Annotated in this window: 16 protein-coding genes and 1 pseudogene; 11 read left to right on the top strand and 6 right to left on the bottom strand. The window is 59.2% G+C overall.

The genetic code is table 11. The features are described 5' to 3' along the window. Positions 1-25 precede the first annotated feature (25 nt). Positions 26-1,132: an ABC transporter substrate-binding protein gene (locus tag J2T09_RS08090; RefSeq protein ID WP_306833056.1), complete on the bottom strand. Its 1,107-nt coding sequence runs from the start codon at positions 1,130-1,132 to the stop codon at positions 26-28. Positions 1,133-1,261: 129 nt separating this feature from the next. Further along, complete coding sequence (locus J2T09_RS08085) at positions 1,262-2,170, bottom strand: MurR/RpiR family transcriptional regulator (RefSeq protein ID WP_306833054.1); 909 nt, start codon at positions 2,168-2,170, stop codon at positions 1,262-1,264. A gap of 171 nt (positions 2,171-2,341) precedes the next feature. Between J2T09_RS08085 and J2T09_RS08080 the strand changes: the two genes are divergently transcribed. The 8 genes from J2T09_RS08080 (at position 2,342) to J2T09_RS08045 (ending at position 10,697) form a co-directional block, all read left to right on the top strand. Further along, positions 2,342-3,118: an N-formylglutamate amidohydrolase gene (locus J2T09_RS08080; RefSeq protein ID WP_306833052.1), complete on the top strand. Its 777-nt coding sequence runs from the start codon at positions 2,342-2,344 to the stop codon at positions 3,116-3,118. Between the two features lie 129 nt (positions 3,119-3,247). Then, positions 3,248-4,762, top strand: coding sequence for an amino acid permease (locus tag J2T09_RS08075; protein WP_306833050.1), 1,515 nt, complete (start codon positions 3,248-3,250; stop codon positions 4,760-4,762). Between the two features lie 78 nt (positions 4,763-4,840). Further along, entirely contained in the window at positions 4,841-6,211 is a 1,371-nt protein-coding gene (locus J2T09_RS08070) for a glutamine synthetase family protein (protein ID WP_306833048.1), read from the top strand. Between the two features lie 83 nt (positions 6,212-6,294). Continuing rightward, the gene (locus J2T09_RS08065; protein WP_306833045.1) at positions 6,295-6,777 is read left to right on the top strand and encodes an XRE family transcriptional regulator; all 483 of its coding nucleotides are present in this window, start codon (positions 6,295-6,297) and stop codon (positions 6,775-6,777) included. After that, positions 6,770-7,186: a type II toxin-antitoxin system VapC family toxin gene (locus tag J2T09_RS08060; protein WP_306833044.1), complete on the top strand. Its 417-nt coding sequence runs from the start codon at positions 6,770-6,772 to the stop codon at positions 7,184-7,186. Before J2T09_RS08065 ends, J2T09_RS08060 begins: the two co-directional genes overlap by 8 nt. 33 nt (positions 7,187-7,219) lie before the next feature. Next, positions 7,220-8,605, top strand: coding sequence for an aldehyde dehydrogenase family protein (locus tag J2T09_RS08055; protein ID WP_306833042.1), 1,386 nt, complete (start codon positions 7,220-7,222; stop codon positions 8,603-8,605). Beyond that, a complete protein-coding gene (locus tag J2T09_RS08050) occupies positions 8,602-9,747 on the top strand; it encodes an iron-containing alcohol dehydrogenase (RefSeq protein ID WP_306833040.1) in 1,146 nt (381 codons plus the stop codon). The genes J2T09_RS08055 and J2T09_RS08050 overlap by 4 nt, the downstream gene beginning before the upstream one ends. A gap of 233 nt (positions 9,748-9,980) precedes the next feature. Then, positions 9,981-10,697, top strand: a complete 717-nt coding sequence (locus J2T09_RS08045) for an AAA family ATPase (RefSeq protein WP_306833037.1) — start codon at positions 9,981-9,983, stop codon at positions 10,695-10,697. A 12-nt stretch (positions 10,698-10,709) separates the two neighbouring features. On the opposite strand, the gene J2T09_RS08040 is transcribed toward J2T09_RS08045, so the two are convergent. The 4 genes and pseudogenes from J2T09_RS08040 to J2T09_RS08025 all read right to left on the bottom strand — a co-directional run bounded on the left by J2T09_RS08040 (position 10,710) and on the right by J2T09_RS08025 (position 14,348). After that, positions 10,710-11,012 carry a hypothetical protein gene (locus J2T09_RS08040; protein WP_306833035.1) on the bottom strand — a complete coding sequence of 101 codons (303 nt, stop codon included), beginning with the start codon at positions 11,010-11,012 and terminating at the stop codon, positions 10,710-10,712. Between the two features lie 174 nt (positions 11,013-11,186). Next, a pseudogene (locus J2T09_RS27575) lies at positions 11,187-11,312 on the bottom strand (hypothetical protein); the annotation flags it as partial. Positions 11,313-11,325: 13 nt separating this feature from the next. After that, a complete protein-coding gene (locus tag J2T09_RS08030) occupies positions 11,326-12,768 on the bottom strand; it encodes a DKNYY domain-containing protein (protein WP_306833031.1) in 1,443 nt (480 codons plus the stop codon). 155 nt (positions 12,769-12,923) lie between these two features. Then, positions 12,924-14,348: a L,D-transpeptidase gene (locus J2T09_RS08025; protein ID WP_306833029.1), complete on the bottom strand. Its 1,425-nt coding sequence runs from the start codon at positions 14,346-14,348 to the stop codon at positions 12,924-12,926. A gap of 164 nt (positions 14,349-14,512) precedes the next feature. On the opposite strand from J2T09_RS08025, the gene J2T09_RS08020 reads away from it, so the two are divergent. From J2T09_RS08020 to J2T09_RS08010, 3 genes are all read left to right on the top strand, one after another. After that, positions 14,513-15,352: a DUF4432 family protein gene (locus J2T09_RS08020; protein ID WP_306833027.1), complete on the top strand. Its 840-nt coding sequence runs from the start codon at positions 14,513-14,515 to the stop codon at positions 15,350-15,352. A gap of 80 nt (positions 15,353-15,432) precedes the next feature. Further along, entirely contained in the window at positions 15,433-15,771 is a 339-nt protein-coding gene (locus J2T09_RS08015) for a TIGR01244 family sulfur transferase (protein WP_306833025.1), read from the top strand. A gap of 71 nt (positions 15,772-15,842) precedes the next feature. Beyond that, a complete protein-coding gene (locus J2T09_RS08010) occupies positions 15,843-16,184 on the top strand; it encodes a RidA family protein (protein WP_306833023.1) in 342 nt (113 codons plus the stop codon). Positions 16,185-16,193 lie beyond the last annotated feature (9 nt).

Below are 16,193 nucleotides of genomic sequence, written 5' to 3'. Positions count from 1 at the left end.
AGAGGCCAATGCGATACCAGAGTGATTACTGGATGTTGGCGCCGACGACCTTGTCCCACTGGGTGGTGATGGCGGTCTTGCCCTTGTCCTGATCGTCGAGTGTCGGGAAGACAGCCTTTTCATAGGCTGCAGCCGGCGGCAGGGCGTCGAGCAGTTCCTTCGGGATCTTGTTGTTCTTGGCAAGATCGTTGAAGCGGATCGGGTGGCAATAACCCTTCAGGTAACCGAGCTGGCCTTCGTCGGAATAGATGTGTTCCATCCACAGCTTGGCAGCGTTCGGGTGCGGCGCGTAGGCGGAGATCGCCTGAACGTAAACGCCGGCGACAACGCCCGATTCCGGAACGACGACTTCGAGCGGCGGGTTGCCCTTCAGCGTGTCGCGCCAGGAGAGACCGTTATAGTCCCAGGCGATGACGATCGGGGTGGAGCCCTGCGCGAGCGATGCGGACTTGCCGATGACGGGCACGAAGTTACCGGCCTTGTTGATTTCGGCAAACAGGTTCAGGCCGGCTTCGCCAGCCTTGGTGGCATCGGTTTCGCCAGCGGCGATACCGGCGGCGTAAACGCCCTGAACGGCCTGGTTGGACGAACGCGGGTCACCGGCGAGAGCGACCGAGTTGGCGTAATCCGACTTGGTCAGATCTTTCCAGTCCTTCGGCAGTTCCTTGACGATGTCGGTGTTCACGATGAACGACAGAACGCCGTAATAATCGCCGTACCAGTAACCTTCGGCATCCTTGGCATCGTCCGGGATCGAATCCCAGGTCGAGACCTTGTAAGGCTGAATGAGGCCTTCCTTCTTGGCGGACGGACCGAAGGAGAGACCGACGTCAATGACGTCAGGTGCCTGCGGGCCCTTGTTGTCCTTGTTGGCCTTGATGGCTTCGATTTCGTCGCCCGAGCTGGCATCCGGGTTCAATTCGTTGACCTGGATTTCCGGGTATTTCTTCTTGAAGCTGGCGATGACTTCGCCATAACCGCACCAGCTGTGGGGCAGGGCGATAGTGGTGAGCATGCCTTCCTTCTTTGCGGCTGCAACCAGCTCTGCGCTCGGCTCGGCGAAGGCAAAACTGGTCGAGGCGACGAGCATGGCGGTGGTGACGGATAGAAGACGTCTGGTCCTGGTGATCACGGTATCCTCCTTAAGTTTCAGATTGTGTCGGCGACACTCGTAGAGCCGGTTCATGTATCGAATGTGACAGTATGCACAGCTGCGCAAGCATCAATGCAAACACTTGGATTTCCACTGATTTTCAGTGAACTATCCGTGATTTGAGCGATCGTTTTTCGCTAAGCGGCGGAAAAGACGGCTTCGCTCGAAAAGATTTTCCAAGGAATGCATGCGTTTGCGGGTGGTTTCCCAGCCGGCGCTCTGCACGGCTTCGATCAAGGCTTCCACAACAAACAGGGTAACGACCGAGGAATCCCACGCCGAGGGCGCCTCTATTCGGACCTTGAACGTGTGGCGGGCATGATGGGTAACAGGCGAAGCCCACAGGTCGGTGAACAAGACGATGACGACACCGGCCGCTTTGGCGGCTTCCGCCAGCGTCGCCATCTCCTGCTCGTAACGACGGATGTCGAAAATCACCAGCACGTCGCCGGCATTCATGTTGAGCACATGTTGCGGCCAGGAGCTGGAATTGTTGGAAATCAGCGTCGTGCGCGGCCGGATGACCTGCATGTGGGTGAAGAAATATTCGGCGAGCGAACCGGTGATGCGGCCACCGACGAAATAGACGTGCCGATCGAGATCCCGCAGCAGGGCGGTTGCGCCATCAAAGGCGGCAATATCGATTTCGGCCAGCGTTTCGCGCAGGTTGTCGGTGACGGCTTCGGCGAAGCGGTTGAGGATATGGGTGTCCGGGGCGCGGGCGGCCCAGCGATCCTGCCAGTGATCGTGTTTGGCGATCGGGTTGGAGATCGTCGCTTCCAGTTCCTGGTGCAGGTGTGACTGGAATTCCGGATAACCTTTGAAGCCGAGTTTCTGCACGGCGCGCGCCACCGTCGCCGTCGAGACGCCGGCATTTTCCGCAGTCACCGTTATGCTTCCAAGCCCGGACACCGGATAATTCTCCAGCAGGCTATCCGCCAGTTTCCGCTCGGTCGGCGTCAGGCTGTCGTAGCCGCGGCGTATGACATCTGAGACGGTGCGTGAGGTGGCTGGCACGGATGCTGTTTTCCCCTCCGGTCTTTGCCGGTTTGGCTGAAATTAACAATTGTCGGGCGGTTTCTGTCAATGGGGCCTCTGAAAAGATTCTTTCAGGAATACGATTGACCTTCGGCAAAAAGTGAAGAATTCTTTTCTTCAATGTTCGTTAACGAATGCGGCGGGGCCTGCATGCTCGTTCAGTCAGCGGTTTTGACAGAAGCGGATGGCGATCCGGTTGCCGTGGAAAACAGCGGCGGTCTGAGCGACGTGCTGCTGGTTTGCGAACATGCCTCCAACCGGCTGCCGGAAGCCTATGGCGATCTCGGCCTGTCTGCGGGTGCGCTTTCCTCGCACATCGCATGGGACCCCGGCGCGCTGGCCGTTTCGCAGCTCATGGCGCAAAGCCTCGATGCTGTGCTGATCCACCAGCGGTTTTCACGGCTGATCTATGACTGCAACCGTCCGCCGGAATCACCCGCCGCGATGCGTGATGTCAGCGAGGTCTTTCGTATTCCCGGCAACGAGAACCTGTCAGAAGCAGAAAAGGCGCGTCGCACCGCAGCGCTCTATCTGCCATTTCAGAAGCGGATTGCTGAAGAGATCGCTGCCCGGACAGAAACGGGCAGGGCGACTGTGCTGGTGACGGTACACAGCTTTACGCCGGTCTATTACGGCCGCAAGCGCGAGGTGGAGATCGGCATTCTGCATGATGCCGACAGCCGTCTGGCCGACCGTATGCTGGCGACGGCAGCAGATACAAAACTCTACCGCATCAAGCGCAATGAACCTTACGGGGCCGCCGATGGTGTGACCCATACGCTGGAAGTTCACGCTCTGCCGGGCGGGCTTTTGAATGTCATGATCGAGATAAGGAACGATTTGATCGAAGAGGAGGTCGACCAGAGGGTCGTGGCCGATTTCCTGACCGGCCTTTTGCGGGAAAGCCTCGCAACGGCCGACACCTGAGACCCTAGGGAAACAGCACTGCATGTCACCGACACCGAAATATCGGGCGGTGGGCACGAACGGAACTGGGGGCGCTGCCCGGCCATTCACGGCCGGTCGCCTGTTTTTTCTTTGATCAGGAGAGAAGGCATGGAAAGTTCATCATCAGGGGTCAGCTACAAGAAGGCTGACGCATCCTATTTCGAAAAACGGCATCTATCCCGTTACGCGGGCGTTTGGTCTCTTTGGGCGCTCGGTGTCGGCGCTGTTGTTTCCGGCCATTTCTCCGGCTGGAACTTTGGTTTCGCCACCGGCGGTTGGGGCGGCATGCTGGTGGCCGGCATCATCATCGCCATCATGTATCTCGGCCTCACCTTTTCCATTGCGGAAATGAGCCCGGCTTTGCCGCATACGGGCGCGGCCTATTCCTTCGCCCGTACCGCCATGGGGCCGTGGGGCGGGTTCATTACGGGCTTGTGTGAAAACGTCGAATACGTGCTGACGCCGGCCGTCATCGTCACCTTCATCACCGCTTACGTGAACACCATTCTGGGACTGGACCCGGCCTATTCGCCGCTTTTGTGGGTGTTCTTCTACGCGGTGTTTCTCAGCCTCAACATTTTTGGTCTGGAACTGTCGTTCAAGGTGACGCTGGTAATCACGCTGGTGTCACTGGCGGTGCTGGTGTTCTTCTGGGTGAGCGCCATTCCCAACATGGATTTTTCCCGCTGGGCGCTGAATATCGGCGTCGGACCGGATGGTGCGGCGGTGGAACTGCCGGAAGGCAATGGCGACTGGTTCCCCTTCGGTTTCTCCGGTGTGCTGGCAACACTGCCCTTCGCCGTCTGGCTCTTTCTTGCCATCGAGCAGCTGCCGCTGGCGGCGGAAGAATCCGTCGATCCGAAACGCGACATGCCCAAGGGCATCATTCTCGGGATCATCACTCTGATGATTTCCGCCTTCATGATCGTGCTTCTCAACCCGTCTCTGCCGGGCGTCGGTGCCTTCCATCTCGGTTCCGCACTGGAACCGCTGCTCGACGGTTTCAAGGCCGTTTATGGCGATAGTGGCGTCGTGGTTCTCGGTCTCGTCGCGCTGACGGGCCTGATCGCCAGTTTCCACACCATCCTTTATGCGCAGGGCCGGCAGATCTATTCGCTGTCGCGCGCCGGTTACTTCCCGACCGCGCTGTCGATCACCCATTCGCGCTTCAAGACGCCGCATATCGCCATGCTCACCGGTGCCGGCACCGGTCTGGCGGTCATGCTGGTGATCTGGTTTGCGCTGGGTGCGGAAGCTGGCGGCAGCGTTATCGGCGCGGTGTTGCTCAACATGGCGGTGTTCGGGGCGATGTTCTCCTACATCATGCAGGCGATCTCCTTCATCCTGCTTCGGAAAAATCTGCCGAATATCGAGCGGCCGTTCCGCTCGCCGCTCGGTGTGCCGGGCGCGGCGCTGACGGTGATCATCGCCTGCGTGACGCTGGTCTATCAGGTTCAGGACCCCAATTTCACCAAGGGCGTTCTTTGGGTCGCGGTGTGGTTCGCCGTTGCCATCGCCTATTTCGCGCTGATCGGTCGCCACAAGCTGATCCTGTCGCCGGAAGAGGAATTTGCGCTGGAGCACAAGGAGAAGGCGGTGGCTGCCGCTGCCGCCCGTGCCTGAAAAAAGCAAACGTGAGGACCGGCGGCACACATGCCGCCGGTCGACATGTCAAACAATCCGAGCATATCGGGGAGCTGCATGACCGCCGCATACACATTCGAAGACTTGAAGGCCGACGTTTCTGAAGGCGTTATCGATACTGTTCTGGCATGTCAGGTGGACATGCAGGGAAGGCTTATGGGCAAACGCTTCCAGGCGGAATTTTTCGTCGAAAGCGCCTGGAAGGAGACCCATAGCTGCAACTACCTGCTTGCCACCGATATCGAGATGGAGACGGTCGGTGGCTACAAGGCGACGAGTTGGGAAAGCGGCTACGGCGACTATACGATGAAGCCGGATCTTTCGACGCTACGCCGCATCCCTTGGCTGGAGGGTACGGCGCTGGTTTTGTGCGACGTGCTCGACCATCACACCCATGAGGAAGTGCCGCATTCGCCGCGTGCCATCCTGAAAAAGCAGGTGGCGCGGCTTGAAGCCATGGGCATGAAGGCCTTCATGGCGACGGAGCTCGAATTTTTCCTGTTCGACCAGACCTACGAACAGGCGCAGGCCTCCGGTTATCGCAGCCTGAAACTGGCGAGCGCCTATAACGAGGATTACCACATCTTTCAGACCACCAAGGAAGAGGATGTGATGCGGGCAATCCGCAAAGGCCTGCAAGGGGCTGGCATTCCGGTGGAAAATTCCAAGGGCGAGGCCTCGGCGGGCCAGGAGGAAATCAACGTCCGTTACACCGATGCGCTGACCATGGCCGACCGGCATGTGATCGTCAAAAACGGCTGCAAGGAAATCGCCTTTTTGAAGGGCAAGGCCATCACCTTCCTCGCAAAATGGCATTACAATGCCGCAGGCTCCTCTTCGCATATCCATCAGTCGCTATGGAGCGCTGACGGCAAGACGTCGCTGTTTTTCGACAAGGACGGTGAGTGCGGCATGTCGGAAACCATGCGGCATTACATGGCGGGGCTGCTCGCCCATGCCGGCGAGATCACCTATTTTCTGGCGCCCTATATCAATTCCTACAAGCGTTTCGTGGCCGGCACGTTCGCGCCGACCAAGGCGGTCTGGTCGAAGGACAACCGCACGGCTGGCTACCGCCTCTGTGGCGAGGATAGCAAGGCGGTGCGTGTCGAGTGCCGCGTCGGCGGCGCCGACCTCAACCCCTATCTCGCCATGGCGGCACTGATTGCCGCCGGGATCGAGGGCATCGAAAAGAAGATGGCGCTCGAGCCGGCTTTCGTCGGCGATGCCTACAGCATCAAGAACGTGCGCGAAATTCCGGTGACCTTGCGGGCGGCGACCGAGGTGATGACCGCATCGACCATGCTGAGGGCCGCTTTCGGTGATGACGTGATCGATCATTACACGCGGGCGGCGCGCTGGGAGCAGGAGGAATACGACCGGCGGGTAACCGACTGGGAAGTGGCGCGTGGTTTCGAAAGGGCATGAGGAAACCGCAATCGACCCAGCGGGATTGTTGAGTTTTTATCGATGATCGCCTAGGTTGAATGCGGGCTTTCGAGGATGACGCCATGACCAAGATCGACAGCGACTGGTTTTATGCGAGGCTGAAGGAAATCGGCGCCTCCAGCAGCGAGCTTGCCAAATTTCTCAAACTCGATCCGAGTTCCGTTTCGCGCATGCTGAAGGGCGATCGCAAGATGAGCGCCGAGGAGCAGGATGGGGTCTCGGCGTTTCTGCGCGTGCCGCTGAATGTTGTCGCTCTGCATCGCCGCGGTGAGGAAGCGGTGTTCGGTTTCTCGGAAAAGAAGCAGGAATCCTATGCAGCGACGAGCGGTCCGCCCGCGCTTGATCCCGCGATCAAATGGTTCACCGAGGATGATATCATCTACAAGGACGGCAAGCGCTGGATGGAGACGCAGGACGGACGCATTGTGGAATTACATCCGGCCTTCGGCTGCATGAAGGGGACGATAACAGTCATGCCGGGTGTCGATCTGACGGCGCCGATGGACTGGGATTATGAGTGGGGTGAGAAGCTCTACAATGAGTAAGCCCTATCTGCTCGATACCTGCGCGGTGATCTGGATCAGCCAGAATGAACGCTTGGCCGCTTCTGCTGCGGATGCCATTGCATCATGCCGCGTAAGTGGCGTTCCAATCTACATATCTGCCGCGACGGCTTGGGAGATGGCCATGCTCGTGGCGAGGGGACGGGTATACGAAAAAGACGATGCGAAGCTCTGGTACGATGATTTCAGGCGTGACGGAAAGGTGTCAGAGCAGGCCGTGACTGCCGATATTTTCATTGCGTCCTGTCGTCTTCCGCAGCCCATTCACAAAGACCCGATCGACCGCATCCTTATCGCCACCGCGCGCGAACACGACCTCACCATTGTCACGCGTGACCGTGCAATCCTCGACTACGGTGCTGCGGGCCATGTCCGCACGCTCTCCTGCTGATATGCCTGCTGAATTTTGGGAGTTTTTCTGGAAATGACGATGATCCAATGCATTTCGCCGATCGATGGTTCGGTTTATGCCGAGCGGCCGGTGCTCTCTTTCGATGCGGCAAAGACTGCGGTGGAGCGTGCCCGGAAAGCGCAGAAAAGCTGGGCGAAAATGCCGCTGGAAGACCGTGTGCAGCTGGTTCTGAAAGGTGTCGCCCGCCTCAACGAGATGGTGGACGAGGTGGTGCCGGAACTGGCCTGGATGATGGGCCGACCGGTGCGTTATGGCGGCGAGTTCAAAGGTTTCAACGAGCGCTCCAATTACGTCGCCTCCATCGCCGCCGATGCCTTGAAGCCGATCGAGGTGGAGGACAGCGCAAGCTTTGCCCGCCGCATCGAACGCGAGCCGCATGGCGTGGTTTTCGTCATCGCGCCGTGGAATTACCCTTACATGACCGCCATCAACACGGTGGCACCGGCGCTGATGGCCGGCAATACGGTGATCATCAAACATGCGGCGCAGACACTGCTGATGGGCGAGCGCATGGTGCGCGCCTTTGTCGAAGCCGGCGTGCCGGAGGACGTGTTTCAGAATGTCTTTCTCGACCACGAGACGAGTGCTGCGCTGATCGCGGCCGGTTCGTTCAATTTCGTCAACTTTACCGGTTCGGTGGAGGGCGGGCGTGCCATCGAGCGGGCGGCGGCCGGCACGTTTACAGGTCTCGGGCTGGAGCTTGGCGGCAAGGACCCCGGATATGTGATGGAGGATGCCGATCTCGAGGCCGCTGTCGACACGCTGATGGATGGTGCGACCTTCAATTCCGGCCAGTGCTGCTGCGGCATCGAGCGCGTCTATGTGCACGAAAATCTCTATGACGCCTTTGTCGAGAAATCGGTCGCCTGGGTTTCCAATTACAAGCTCGGCAATCCGCTGGATGCGGATACCACGCTCGGGCCGATGGCCAACAAGCGGTTTGCCAAACTGGTGCGCGAACAGGTGGCCGATGCCGTTGCCAAGGGTGCAAAGGCGCTGGTCGATCCAAAGCTGTTCCCGGCCGATGATGGCGGTGCCTATCTGGCGCCGCAGGTGCTGACCGATGTCGATCATTCCATGGCCTTCATGCGCGAAGAGACGTTTGGGCCGGCCGTCGGCATCATGAAGGTGAAAAGCGATGACGAAGCGCTCGCGCTGATGAATGACAGCCAATACGGGCTGACGGCATCGCTCTGGACCAAGGACGTCGAGCGGGCGTCGCGTATTGGTGCCGAGATCGAAACCGGCACCGTCTTCATGAACCGTGCCGATTATCTCGATCCCGCGCTGGTCTGGACCGGCGTCAAGCAGACCGGTCGTGGCGGCTCGCTCTCGGTCCTCGGTTTCCACAATCTCACGCGTCCGAAATCATACCACCTGAAGAAGGTTACAGCATGAACATCGTTGCCAACTGGAGTTATCCCACCGCCGTCAAGATGGGCCGTGGCCGGATCAGGGAACTGGCTGAGGCCGCCAAGTCGCTGGGCATGAAAAAGCCGCTACTGATCACCGATCGTGGCCTGTCCACCATGGTCATCACCCAGACGGCGCTTGATGTGCTGGAAGAGGCGGGGCTTGGCCGGGCCATGTTCGCCGAGGTCGATCCGAACCCGAACGAGATCAATCTCGAAGCTGGTATCAAGGCGTTTCGCGATGGTGGCCATGACGGCGTCGTCGCCTTCGGCGGCGGCTCGGGGCTGGATCTCGGCAAGTGCGTGGCCTTCATGGTCGGCCAGACCCGACCGGTCTGGGACTTTGAGGATATCGGCGACTGGTGGACGCGGGCCTCGGTGGAGGGCATTGCGCCGATCGTGGCGGTGCCGACCACGGCGGGCACCGGTTCGGAAGTCGGTCGCGCCTCGGTCATCACCAATTCGCAGACGCATGTCAAAAAGATCATTTTTCACCCGAAGTTTCTGCCGGGCGTGGTGATCTGCGATCCGGAACTGACGGTCGGCATGCCGAAGGTGATCACCGCCGGCACCGGCATGGATGCGTTCGCGCATTGCCTGGAAGCTTATTCCTCCCCCTTCTTCCACCCGATGTCGGCGGGCATCGCGCTGGAGGGCATGCGGCTGGTGAAGGAGTTTTTGCCGCGCGCCTATCATGAAGGCACCGATATCGAGGCGCGCAGCAACATGATGGCGGCCGCTGCCATGGGCGCTGTCGCTTTCCAGAAGGGGCTCGGCGCCATCCACGCACTGTCACACCCGATCGGCGCCGTCTACAACACTCATCACGGCATGACCAATGCGGTGGTGATGCCGGCCGTGTTGCGCTTCAATCGCGCGGCCATTGAGGAGAAGATCGCCCGCGCCGCCGCCTATCTCGGCATTTCCGGCGGCTTCGACGGGTTCTACGATTACGTCCTGTCGTTACGGTCGGAACTCGGCGTGCCCGATACGCTGACAGCGATGGGAATAGCTCCTGATCGGATCGACGAGCTTTCGGCCATGGCGATCGAGGACCCGAGTGCCGGCGGAAATCCGGTTCCATTAACGCTGGAGAATACCAAAACCCTGTTTCGCGACTGCTTTTAACGTTTTCGCAGGCAAGAGGCTCTCGCGTGCTGCCTTGGAAGTTCCAGTGAAACCCGCTGCTTGTCGGCGGGTTTTCACGTTTTGCGTGCAATACACGAAAACTCAATCATTATATTAACGATATCTGAATTAACGTCTTGTTAACCATGTTTGGAAAGGATGTGAACATCGGCGCATGTTCCATAGCGCCCCACAGGAGCGATGCGGCTCGCACCTTTTCGAGGATTTTTCGCATGCCAGTAATCTCTTTCGCAAATGCCAAGGGCGGCGCCGGTAAGACGACGGCAGCCCTTCTGCTGGCAACAGAACTTGCCCATTCCGGCCACCGTGTCACGCTGATCGACGCCGATCCGCAACGCTGGATCAGCCAGTGGGCGCAGATGTCCGGCCCGATCCGCAATATCGAGGTGATCTCCGAGGTGAGCCTTGCCTCGCTGCAGTGTCATCTGCGCGAGATGGCCGCGCAGACCGACTATTTCATCATCGACCTTGCCGGTGCTCGCGATGCGCTGGTGACGACGGCGATCGGCCTTTCCGATCATGTGATGATCCCGGTCCAGGGTTCCGCCATGGACGCCAAGGGCGCGGCGCAGATCCTCGATCTTCTGGCGATGATGAAGGAAAAGGCCAATCTCGACATCGCCCATTCCGTGGTGCTGACGCGTGTCGCCTCGATGGTGACGACCAAGGCGCTGGTTGCCATCAAGGGTCTGCTGGCGGCGCGTGGCGTCAACGTGCTGAACACGCCGATCAACGAGCGCAATGCCTTCAAGGAACTGTTCGAAGTGGGCGGCACGCTGCACACGCTCGATCCGGCAAAGGTCAGCAATGTCGACAAGGCCCGCGAAAATGCAGCGGCCTTCGCGACGGAAGTGATGCGGCTGATGCCGGTGCGGGTGGTGCGCTCGGGCATGCCACACATGTTCTCTTTCCGTCGTCAGGCGGCCTGACGCCTACATTTTTCAGGAAGTGGTCGGTTCGGATGAAACGACCACTTCCGCATATGTTTCAGCCGCTTGTCTGGCTGCTGCGGCGATGGTGATCAGTTCCGGCTCCGGCGCATTGGCCGACATTTGACGGGCCGACACGAACCGATCCCGCATCTCTTTCCAGTTTGCGATCGCCATTGCCTCGATTTCCTGATGCGGGATTGTGGAGGTCGTAACGAGCGAGATGGTCAGCATGTCAAAGCGGTCTTGCGCATGCGAGAAACTCCAGCCGACCAGCCGTGTTTCGGGAAGCGTTGCCACAAGTCTCTGCAGCATCGGGTCGAGCGCGATCCGCTCCGGTTCACCAAGCAGGGCTTCTTCATGATGAAGCGCAAGACCGAATGTGTGTTCATGCGGTTTATCGGCATGGCAACGAAATTGCTGTATGTCGCTGTTTTCCAAAAGTATCTGATTGCAGAGCATGACACAGCGGTTGCAGATCGATATCGCCGCCGGCCCGGCGATGATCGTTTCGACCGCATGGCGGTTAGAGGCGCAGAACGAACAGACAGTGCCATTGTCGCCGCGTCCGAAGATAAGGGAAAACGCACCCTTTAATCTCGTTGAGAAATCCATGTGATGCTCCGCCTTACCGTTTTTTCTTCTTTATCGAACCGTTTTCGATCCGGTATTCGGCATTCGCATCCCTTGCCCCGCCCGCATCGTCCGTCACCTCGAAAGTCTTGGTATCGATTGCCTTCTGGATCGCACCGGTGATGAACGAGAACACCACCTTGCCGTCGCTGCCCCAGAAATCGTTCATTTTCTCAAAGCTCGCGCCATCGATACCGGCAACGTTCATCGTGCCATTGGCTCGGTAAAGCCCGTTTTTGTCCTGCGCCCAGCTGTTGGTGGATGTTTCGCAGAGGAATCGAAAACTGGCGGCGTCCAGCTTCTTTTTGTGTTCGCCTGCAAGATAGACGCTTTTGGCATCCGCGGCCCATGAGCCGCGGCTGCCGAACGCCTGAAAACTCTCCGTTTGTGCGCCTTCCAGTGGTGCCAGCACATGGTCCGGATGGCCAAAGGGCTGGCTCGTCCTGTCGAAAGTCTCGGCGTAGACGCTGGTCTTGTCCTTGCCATAGGCGCGTGTCGTGTCGAATCGGACAAAGCTTGCCGGATCGGCGCCTTCCACACGGTAACCATTGTAATAGACCGCCTTGACATCGGCCCCGAACAGGGCGCCGAGGGCCTTGAAGCTGGATGGATCGGCATCTCTGATCCGGCGCTGACGGCAAAAGACGTTTTTCTCGTCCCGCCCGTGGTCGGAATCGAGCGCTTCAAAACTTTTTGGATCGGCGCCTCTCAGCAGGTTGAAGGCTTCGCCCTTGCCGCGCATGTGTTCGTGGGTTTCGTGGAAAAACACGGCGTTATCCGTGGCGTACCAATCGTCCGAAATCTGCTCGGCACCATCCGCCGAATATGGGTAATCGCGATGCCACCATCCGATGATGTCGGGGTGGTGTTTGGCAAGCCATGCGCCGATCAGCTGGTCATGCTCGTCCTCGAGCGAAAAATGTACCTGTTCGCGATGCCGGTAATGATTGATCGAGCTGAGCGACGAGCTGTGGTGAAAGAGGTTGTTGGCATCGCCGATCAGCGGGCCGTTGGCAATTACTGTTTCGATGTCGATCTCTTCGAACTGGAAAAAATGCGAACCGTCCTTCACATAGATGCGGTGACGGTCTTTTGCGAAATACGTGCCGTTCTCGACCAGTGCAAAGGTCTCGGGATCGGCTCCGGGGATGTTTCGATCCTCGAGATAGACATGGCTTGAATCGAGGCCGTAATCATCATCAATCACGCGAAAGCCATCGGCATCTGACGTGACGAACTGTGCCTTCCTGTTGCGGGCATGGAACCACCAGACACCCTTGGCATCGCGTAGGTAACCCGCCCACAGCCAGCCATCCTCGAAGGCGCTGATGATGGCAAAACCATCCGGCGAAATGCCGCCGCCGATCTCGACCGGTTCCCGATCATCATTGCCGACGCAGAAAACCTTGTTGTCGATGACGGCAAAGGGTTTTGTCATTCTAAAAATCCCGTGATGAAAATCGGCGCGGTTATCCCGACGATATCAAGGGCAGCAAGCGCCCATGGCAAGGGTAGATTTCCGGAATGCGTGCAGGAAAAAGAAACCCCCGGAAGCAGACTTCCGGGGGGTTGCGATGAGAAGGACGGCAGCCGTTATTCCACGAATTCCACGGTCGTGCCGGGCTTGACCATCTTGGCCAGTTCCGTCGCGTCCCAGTTGGTGAGACGGATACAGCCATGGCTGTTGGTCTTGCCGATCTTCGATGGTTCCGGCGTGCCGTGAATGCCGTAGGTGGGCTTGGACAGCGCGATCCAGACCGTGCCGACCGGGCCGTTCGGACCCGGCGGGATCTGCAGGATTTCGCGGTTTTCGCCCTGCTGGAAATTGATCTTGGGATTGTAGGTGTAGCCCGGGTTCAATGCGATGCGGGCGACGGTGTGGTTGCCGACCGGCGAGGGCGTATCGGACGAGCCGATCGTGGCCGGATAGGCGGCAATCAGCTTGCCATCCTCGCCATAGGCAAACACCTGCTTGCGGCCCTTGTCGGCGATGATGCGGGTGACATTGCCGGTTTTCGGCGTGCCCGGATTGATCACCTTGATGATCGTGCCGGGAATGGTGAAGTCGGCATTCGGGTTCAGTGCCTTAAGGTAGCCTTCGTCCATGTGGAACTGCTCGGCCAGCTTTTCGCTGGTCGAGGTAAACGACATGGCCGGCAGCTGCGCCTTGTGAGCGTAGTCGTCGGGGATCGAGGCGACGTAGGGGCCGGCGGCATCGGCGGCGGTGATCGTGTAGTCGACGATCGGCATGCCACCCGAATAGGAGAGGCGGCGCACGATGTCCTCGGCATTGTTCGGATCGAGCGTTTCGCCGGTCATTTCCTGCCAGGCGGCAATTGCCTTGTTGACGTTATCGCCCAGACGTCCGTCGATCACGCCCGGCGAAATGCCTTCGCGGTCGAGAAACACCTGAAGCGCCGCAATTTCGGCCTGCGGCTTGTTGGTGACGGTAATCGTCTGACCGGAATGTTGCGGCTCGGGGCCGAGCGGCTGCGTCTGGTTCGGCTCGATCGAGGCATAGTCCGGGTCGTATTGCGACGGATCGTTGGACGGTTCTTCGAGCGGCAGGCGGGTGACGGAGCCGTTGTTCGGCACGGAACCGGTGACTTCGCCGTCGTATCGGCCATTACCGCGATAATCGCGGTAGTCGCGATAACCGGGGGCGACGCCGGGCATGGGTTCACTGCGCGCATAACCGCCACGATCGCGACGGCTCTGCTGCTGCATCTCGGTGGCCACCACATTGCCGTTGCGATCCATGTAAACGCGGCGGCCGTTACGGTCGCGCGTGACCACGAATTCGCCGGGCTCCGGCGTGTAATCGAGGATATAGCCTTCAGGCGTGACGAGGGTTGGTTGTTCTCTGCCGTACTGGCGCTCGTAACGATAATCGGGTGCACCACCGTAATCGCGGTACATGACCTGCGCCTGAACCGGGGCGGCAACCGCCGTCAGGGCAAGGAGGCTGAGACTTGTAACGAGACTGCGCTTCACGATATCACCGATCCTTAACTTCATCTTCAACCCGAAAGGGTGGCGTCTCGTTCCAACGGTCGAGCTCATTGTTCCAGACTAATAAATTGCGACCCTAATGTGGAAAAAATGAATTCGTGGTGAAGGCGTTGTTAAATTTCCCGTGTTTACCCGTTTACCAATCACAATAGTCTCGGGGGGAGGCAGACATGAAGGCGTTTTCCACTGGTAAGGGACCAAAACTGTTCCTTGATCCGACATCGGTTCTCGATATCGGCTCCTGCATCGTCAACGGAGTGGATGTCGCACCGGGCCGCGCCATTCCCGATGATGGCGATCCGCGAATCGATCATTCGCTCGAAGGGTTTCTGTTCACCTGCGGGCCCGACCACATCCGTCATCCCGACCTGATCGATGGCCGGACGGATGGCAGGAAATATCCGCTGCATGGATCCTTTTCCGCGCATCCGGCCGAAATCCTGTTCTGGGATGCGCAGGGTGACGATGCCGAATGCCATGCCAAGGTTTCCGTGACGCTGGCGGATGGCGGTTCGGCCACTCTGGAGCGGCATTGGCGCATAGACGGGCAGACGGGCGAGGTCTCGCTCAAGGATCGCGTGACGAACACGGGTGCGACGCCGTTTGCGCGCGTGCACATGTATCACATGAACCTCGGCGCATGGCTGTTTGACGATGGCGTGCGGCTTGGCGGCAAAATGTTCGAAGGCGGCGGCTTTCCCTGGAATTTTGGCGAGGAGCCGGGCAGCGTTTTTTGCGTGCCGGCAGCGGAAGAGGGCGAGGAGTGGGCCGAGGTGTCGCTTGGTCCGATCGCAGCGCTCGATGGCCGCACACTGCATGTGAAGTTCAGGACCGACACGCTGCCGCACTTGCAGATGTGGCGAAACCAGAAGGCGCCGGCGCATGTGCTCGGCATCGAGCCGGTTTCGCACCGGCTGGCGGAACGTTCCGAACTGGCCGCAAGCGGTGAACTCGACATGGTGCAGCCAGGTGAAAGCACCGACTATGCGCTGCGCTTTGCATTTGTCTAAAACATTGGCGCGGCTTGCATTGACGCTCCGCGCCGCATCACGCTAAGTGATGCGCAATTCACAGAACTGGAGGGTCACGCATGGATATCCGCCCGATCAACGACGAGTATTCGGTCAGCGGCCAGATCACCGTCGAAGAGGTCGATCAGGTCAAGGCACTCGGTTTCCAGTCGATCGTCTGTAACCGCCCCGATGAGGAGGAGCCGGGCCAGCCGAGCTTTGCCGATGTTGCCGTACGCGCTGAGGAGCTGGGCATCCAGATCCGCCATATTCCGGTCGGCCGCATGGGCCTGACGCCGGAAGGTGTCACCGAAATGGTTGACGCACTGGAAGACCTGCCGAAGCCGATGCTCGGTTATTGCCGCTCGGGCGCCCGCTCGACCGCCATCTACGAACAGAGCCAGCGCCTGCGCGGCTGACGAACTCTCGCCGCCGGTGATCATTTGACGCCGGCTTCTCCACGCTCGCATTTTTTTCGAGGAGCATTCCCATGACCATCAAGCGTATCGAGCCCGGCGCCCGCATGAGCGGCGCGGTTGTCCACGGCAACACCGTTTACCTGGCCGGCCAGGTTGGCGAAGGCGAAACCGTTACCGAACAGTGCAAGGACGCGCTGGGCGAAGTCGATCGCCTGCTGGCCGCTGCCGGTTCGGACAAGTCGAAAATCCTGCAGACGCTCATCTACCTCGCCGACATCAACGATTTCTCCGAGATGAACGCTGCCTGGGAAGCATGGGTCGATCCGGCCAACACGCCGGCTCGCGCCACCAGCGAAGCAGCGCTTGCCGCTCCGAAATATCGCGTCGAATTCATCGTCACCGCGGCGATCTGATTTTTTGAC

Origin of the sequence: Neorhizobium huautlense, assembly GCF_030811685.1 — a bacterium.
Classification (GTDB): domain Bacteria; phylum Pseudomonadota; class Alphaproteobacteria; order Rhizobiales; family Rhizobiaceae; genus Neorhizobium; species Neorhizobium huautlense_A.
Note: the sequence above shows the minus strand (reverse complement) of the source record. Positions and strands in the feature narration are given on the sequence as shown.

Excerpts from the sequence above, each read along its gene's own strand:
- J2T09_RS08075 (WP_306833050.1), top strand. The coding sequence starts at position 3,248 with ATGGAAAGTTCATCATCAGGGGTCAGCTACAAGAAGGCTGACGCATCC.
- J2T09_RS08040 (WP_306833035.1), bottom strand. The coding sequence starts at position 11,012 with ATGCTGCAGAGACTTGTGGCAACGCTTCCCGAAACACGGCTGGTCGGC.
- J2T09_RS08050 (WP_306833040.1), top strand. The coding sequence starts at position 8,602 with ATGAACATCGTTGCCAACTGGAGTTATCCCACCGCCGTCAAGATGGGC.
- J2T09_RS08015 (WP_306833025.1), top strand. The coding sequence starts at position 15,433 with ATGGATATCCGCCCGATCAACGACGAGTATTCGGTCAGCGGCCAGATC.
- J2T09_RS08055 (WP_306833042.1), top strand. The coding sequence starts at position 7,220 with ATGACGATGATCCAATGCATTTCGCCGATCGATGGTTCGGTTTATGCC.
- J2T09_RS08080 (WP_306833052.1), top strand. The coding sequence starts at position 2,342 with ATGCTCGTTCAGTCAGCGGTTTTGACAGAAGCGGATGGCGATCCGGTT.
- J2T09_RS08020 (WP_306833027.1), top strand. The coding sequence starts at position 14,513 with ATGAAGGCGTTTTCCACTGGTAAGGGACCAAAACTGTTCCTTGATCCG.
- J2T09_RS08060 (WP_306833044.1), top strand. The coding sequence starts at position 6,770 with ATGAGTAAGCCCTATCTGCTCGATACCTGCGCGGTGATCTGGATCAGC.
- J2T09_RS08010 (WP_306833023.1), top strand. The coding sequence starts at position 15,843 with ATGACCATCAAGCGTATCGAGCCCGGCGCCCGCATGAGCGGCGCGGTT.
- J2T09_RS08045 (WP_306833037.1), top strand. The coding sequence starts at position 9,981 with ATGCCAGTAATCTCTTTCGCAAATGCCAAGGGCGGCGCCGGTAAGACG.
- J2T09_RS08070 (WP_306833048.1), top strand. The coding sequence starts at position 4,841 with ATGACCGCCGCATACACATTCGAAGACTTGAAGGCCGACGTTTCTGAA.
- J2T09_RS08030 (WP_306833031.1), bottom strand. The coding sequence starts at position 12,768 with ATGACAAAACCCTTTGCCGTCATCGACAACAAGGTTTTCTGCGTCGGC.
- J2T09_RS08065 (WP_306833045.1), top strand. The coding sequence starts at position 6,295 with ATGACCAAGATCGACAGCGACTGGTTTTATGCGAGGCTGAAGGAAATC.
- J2T09_RS08025 (WP_306833029.1), bottom strand. The coding sequence starts at position 14,348 with ATGAAGTTAAGGATCGGTGATATCGTGAAGCGCAGTCTCGTTACAAGT.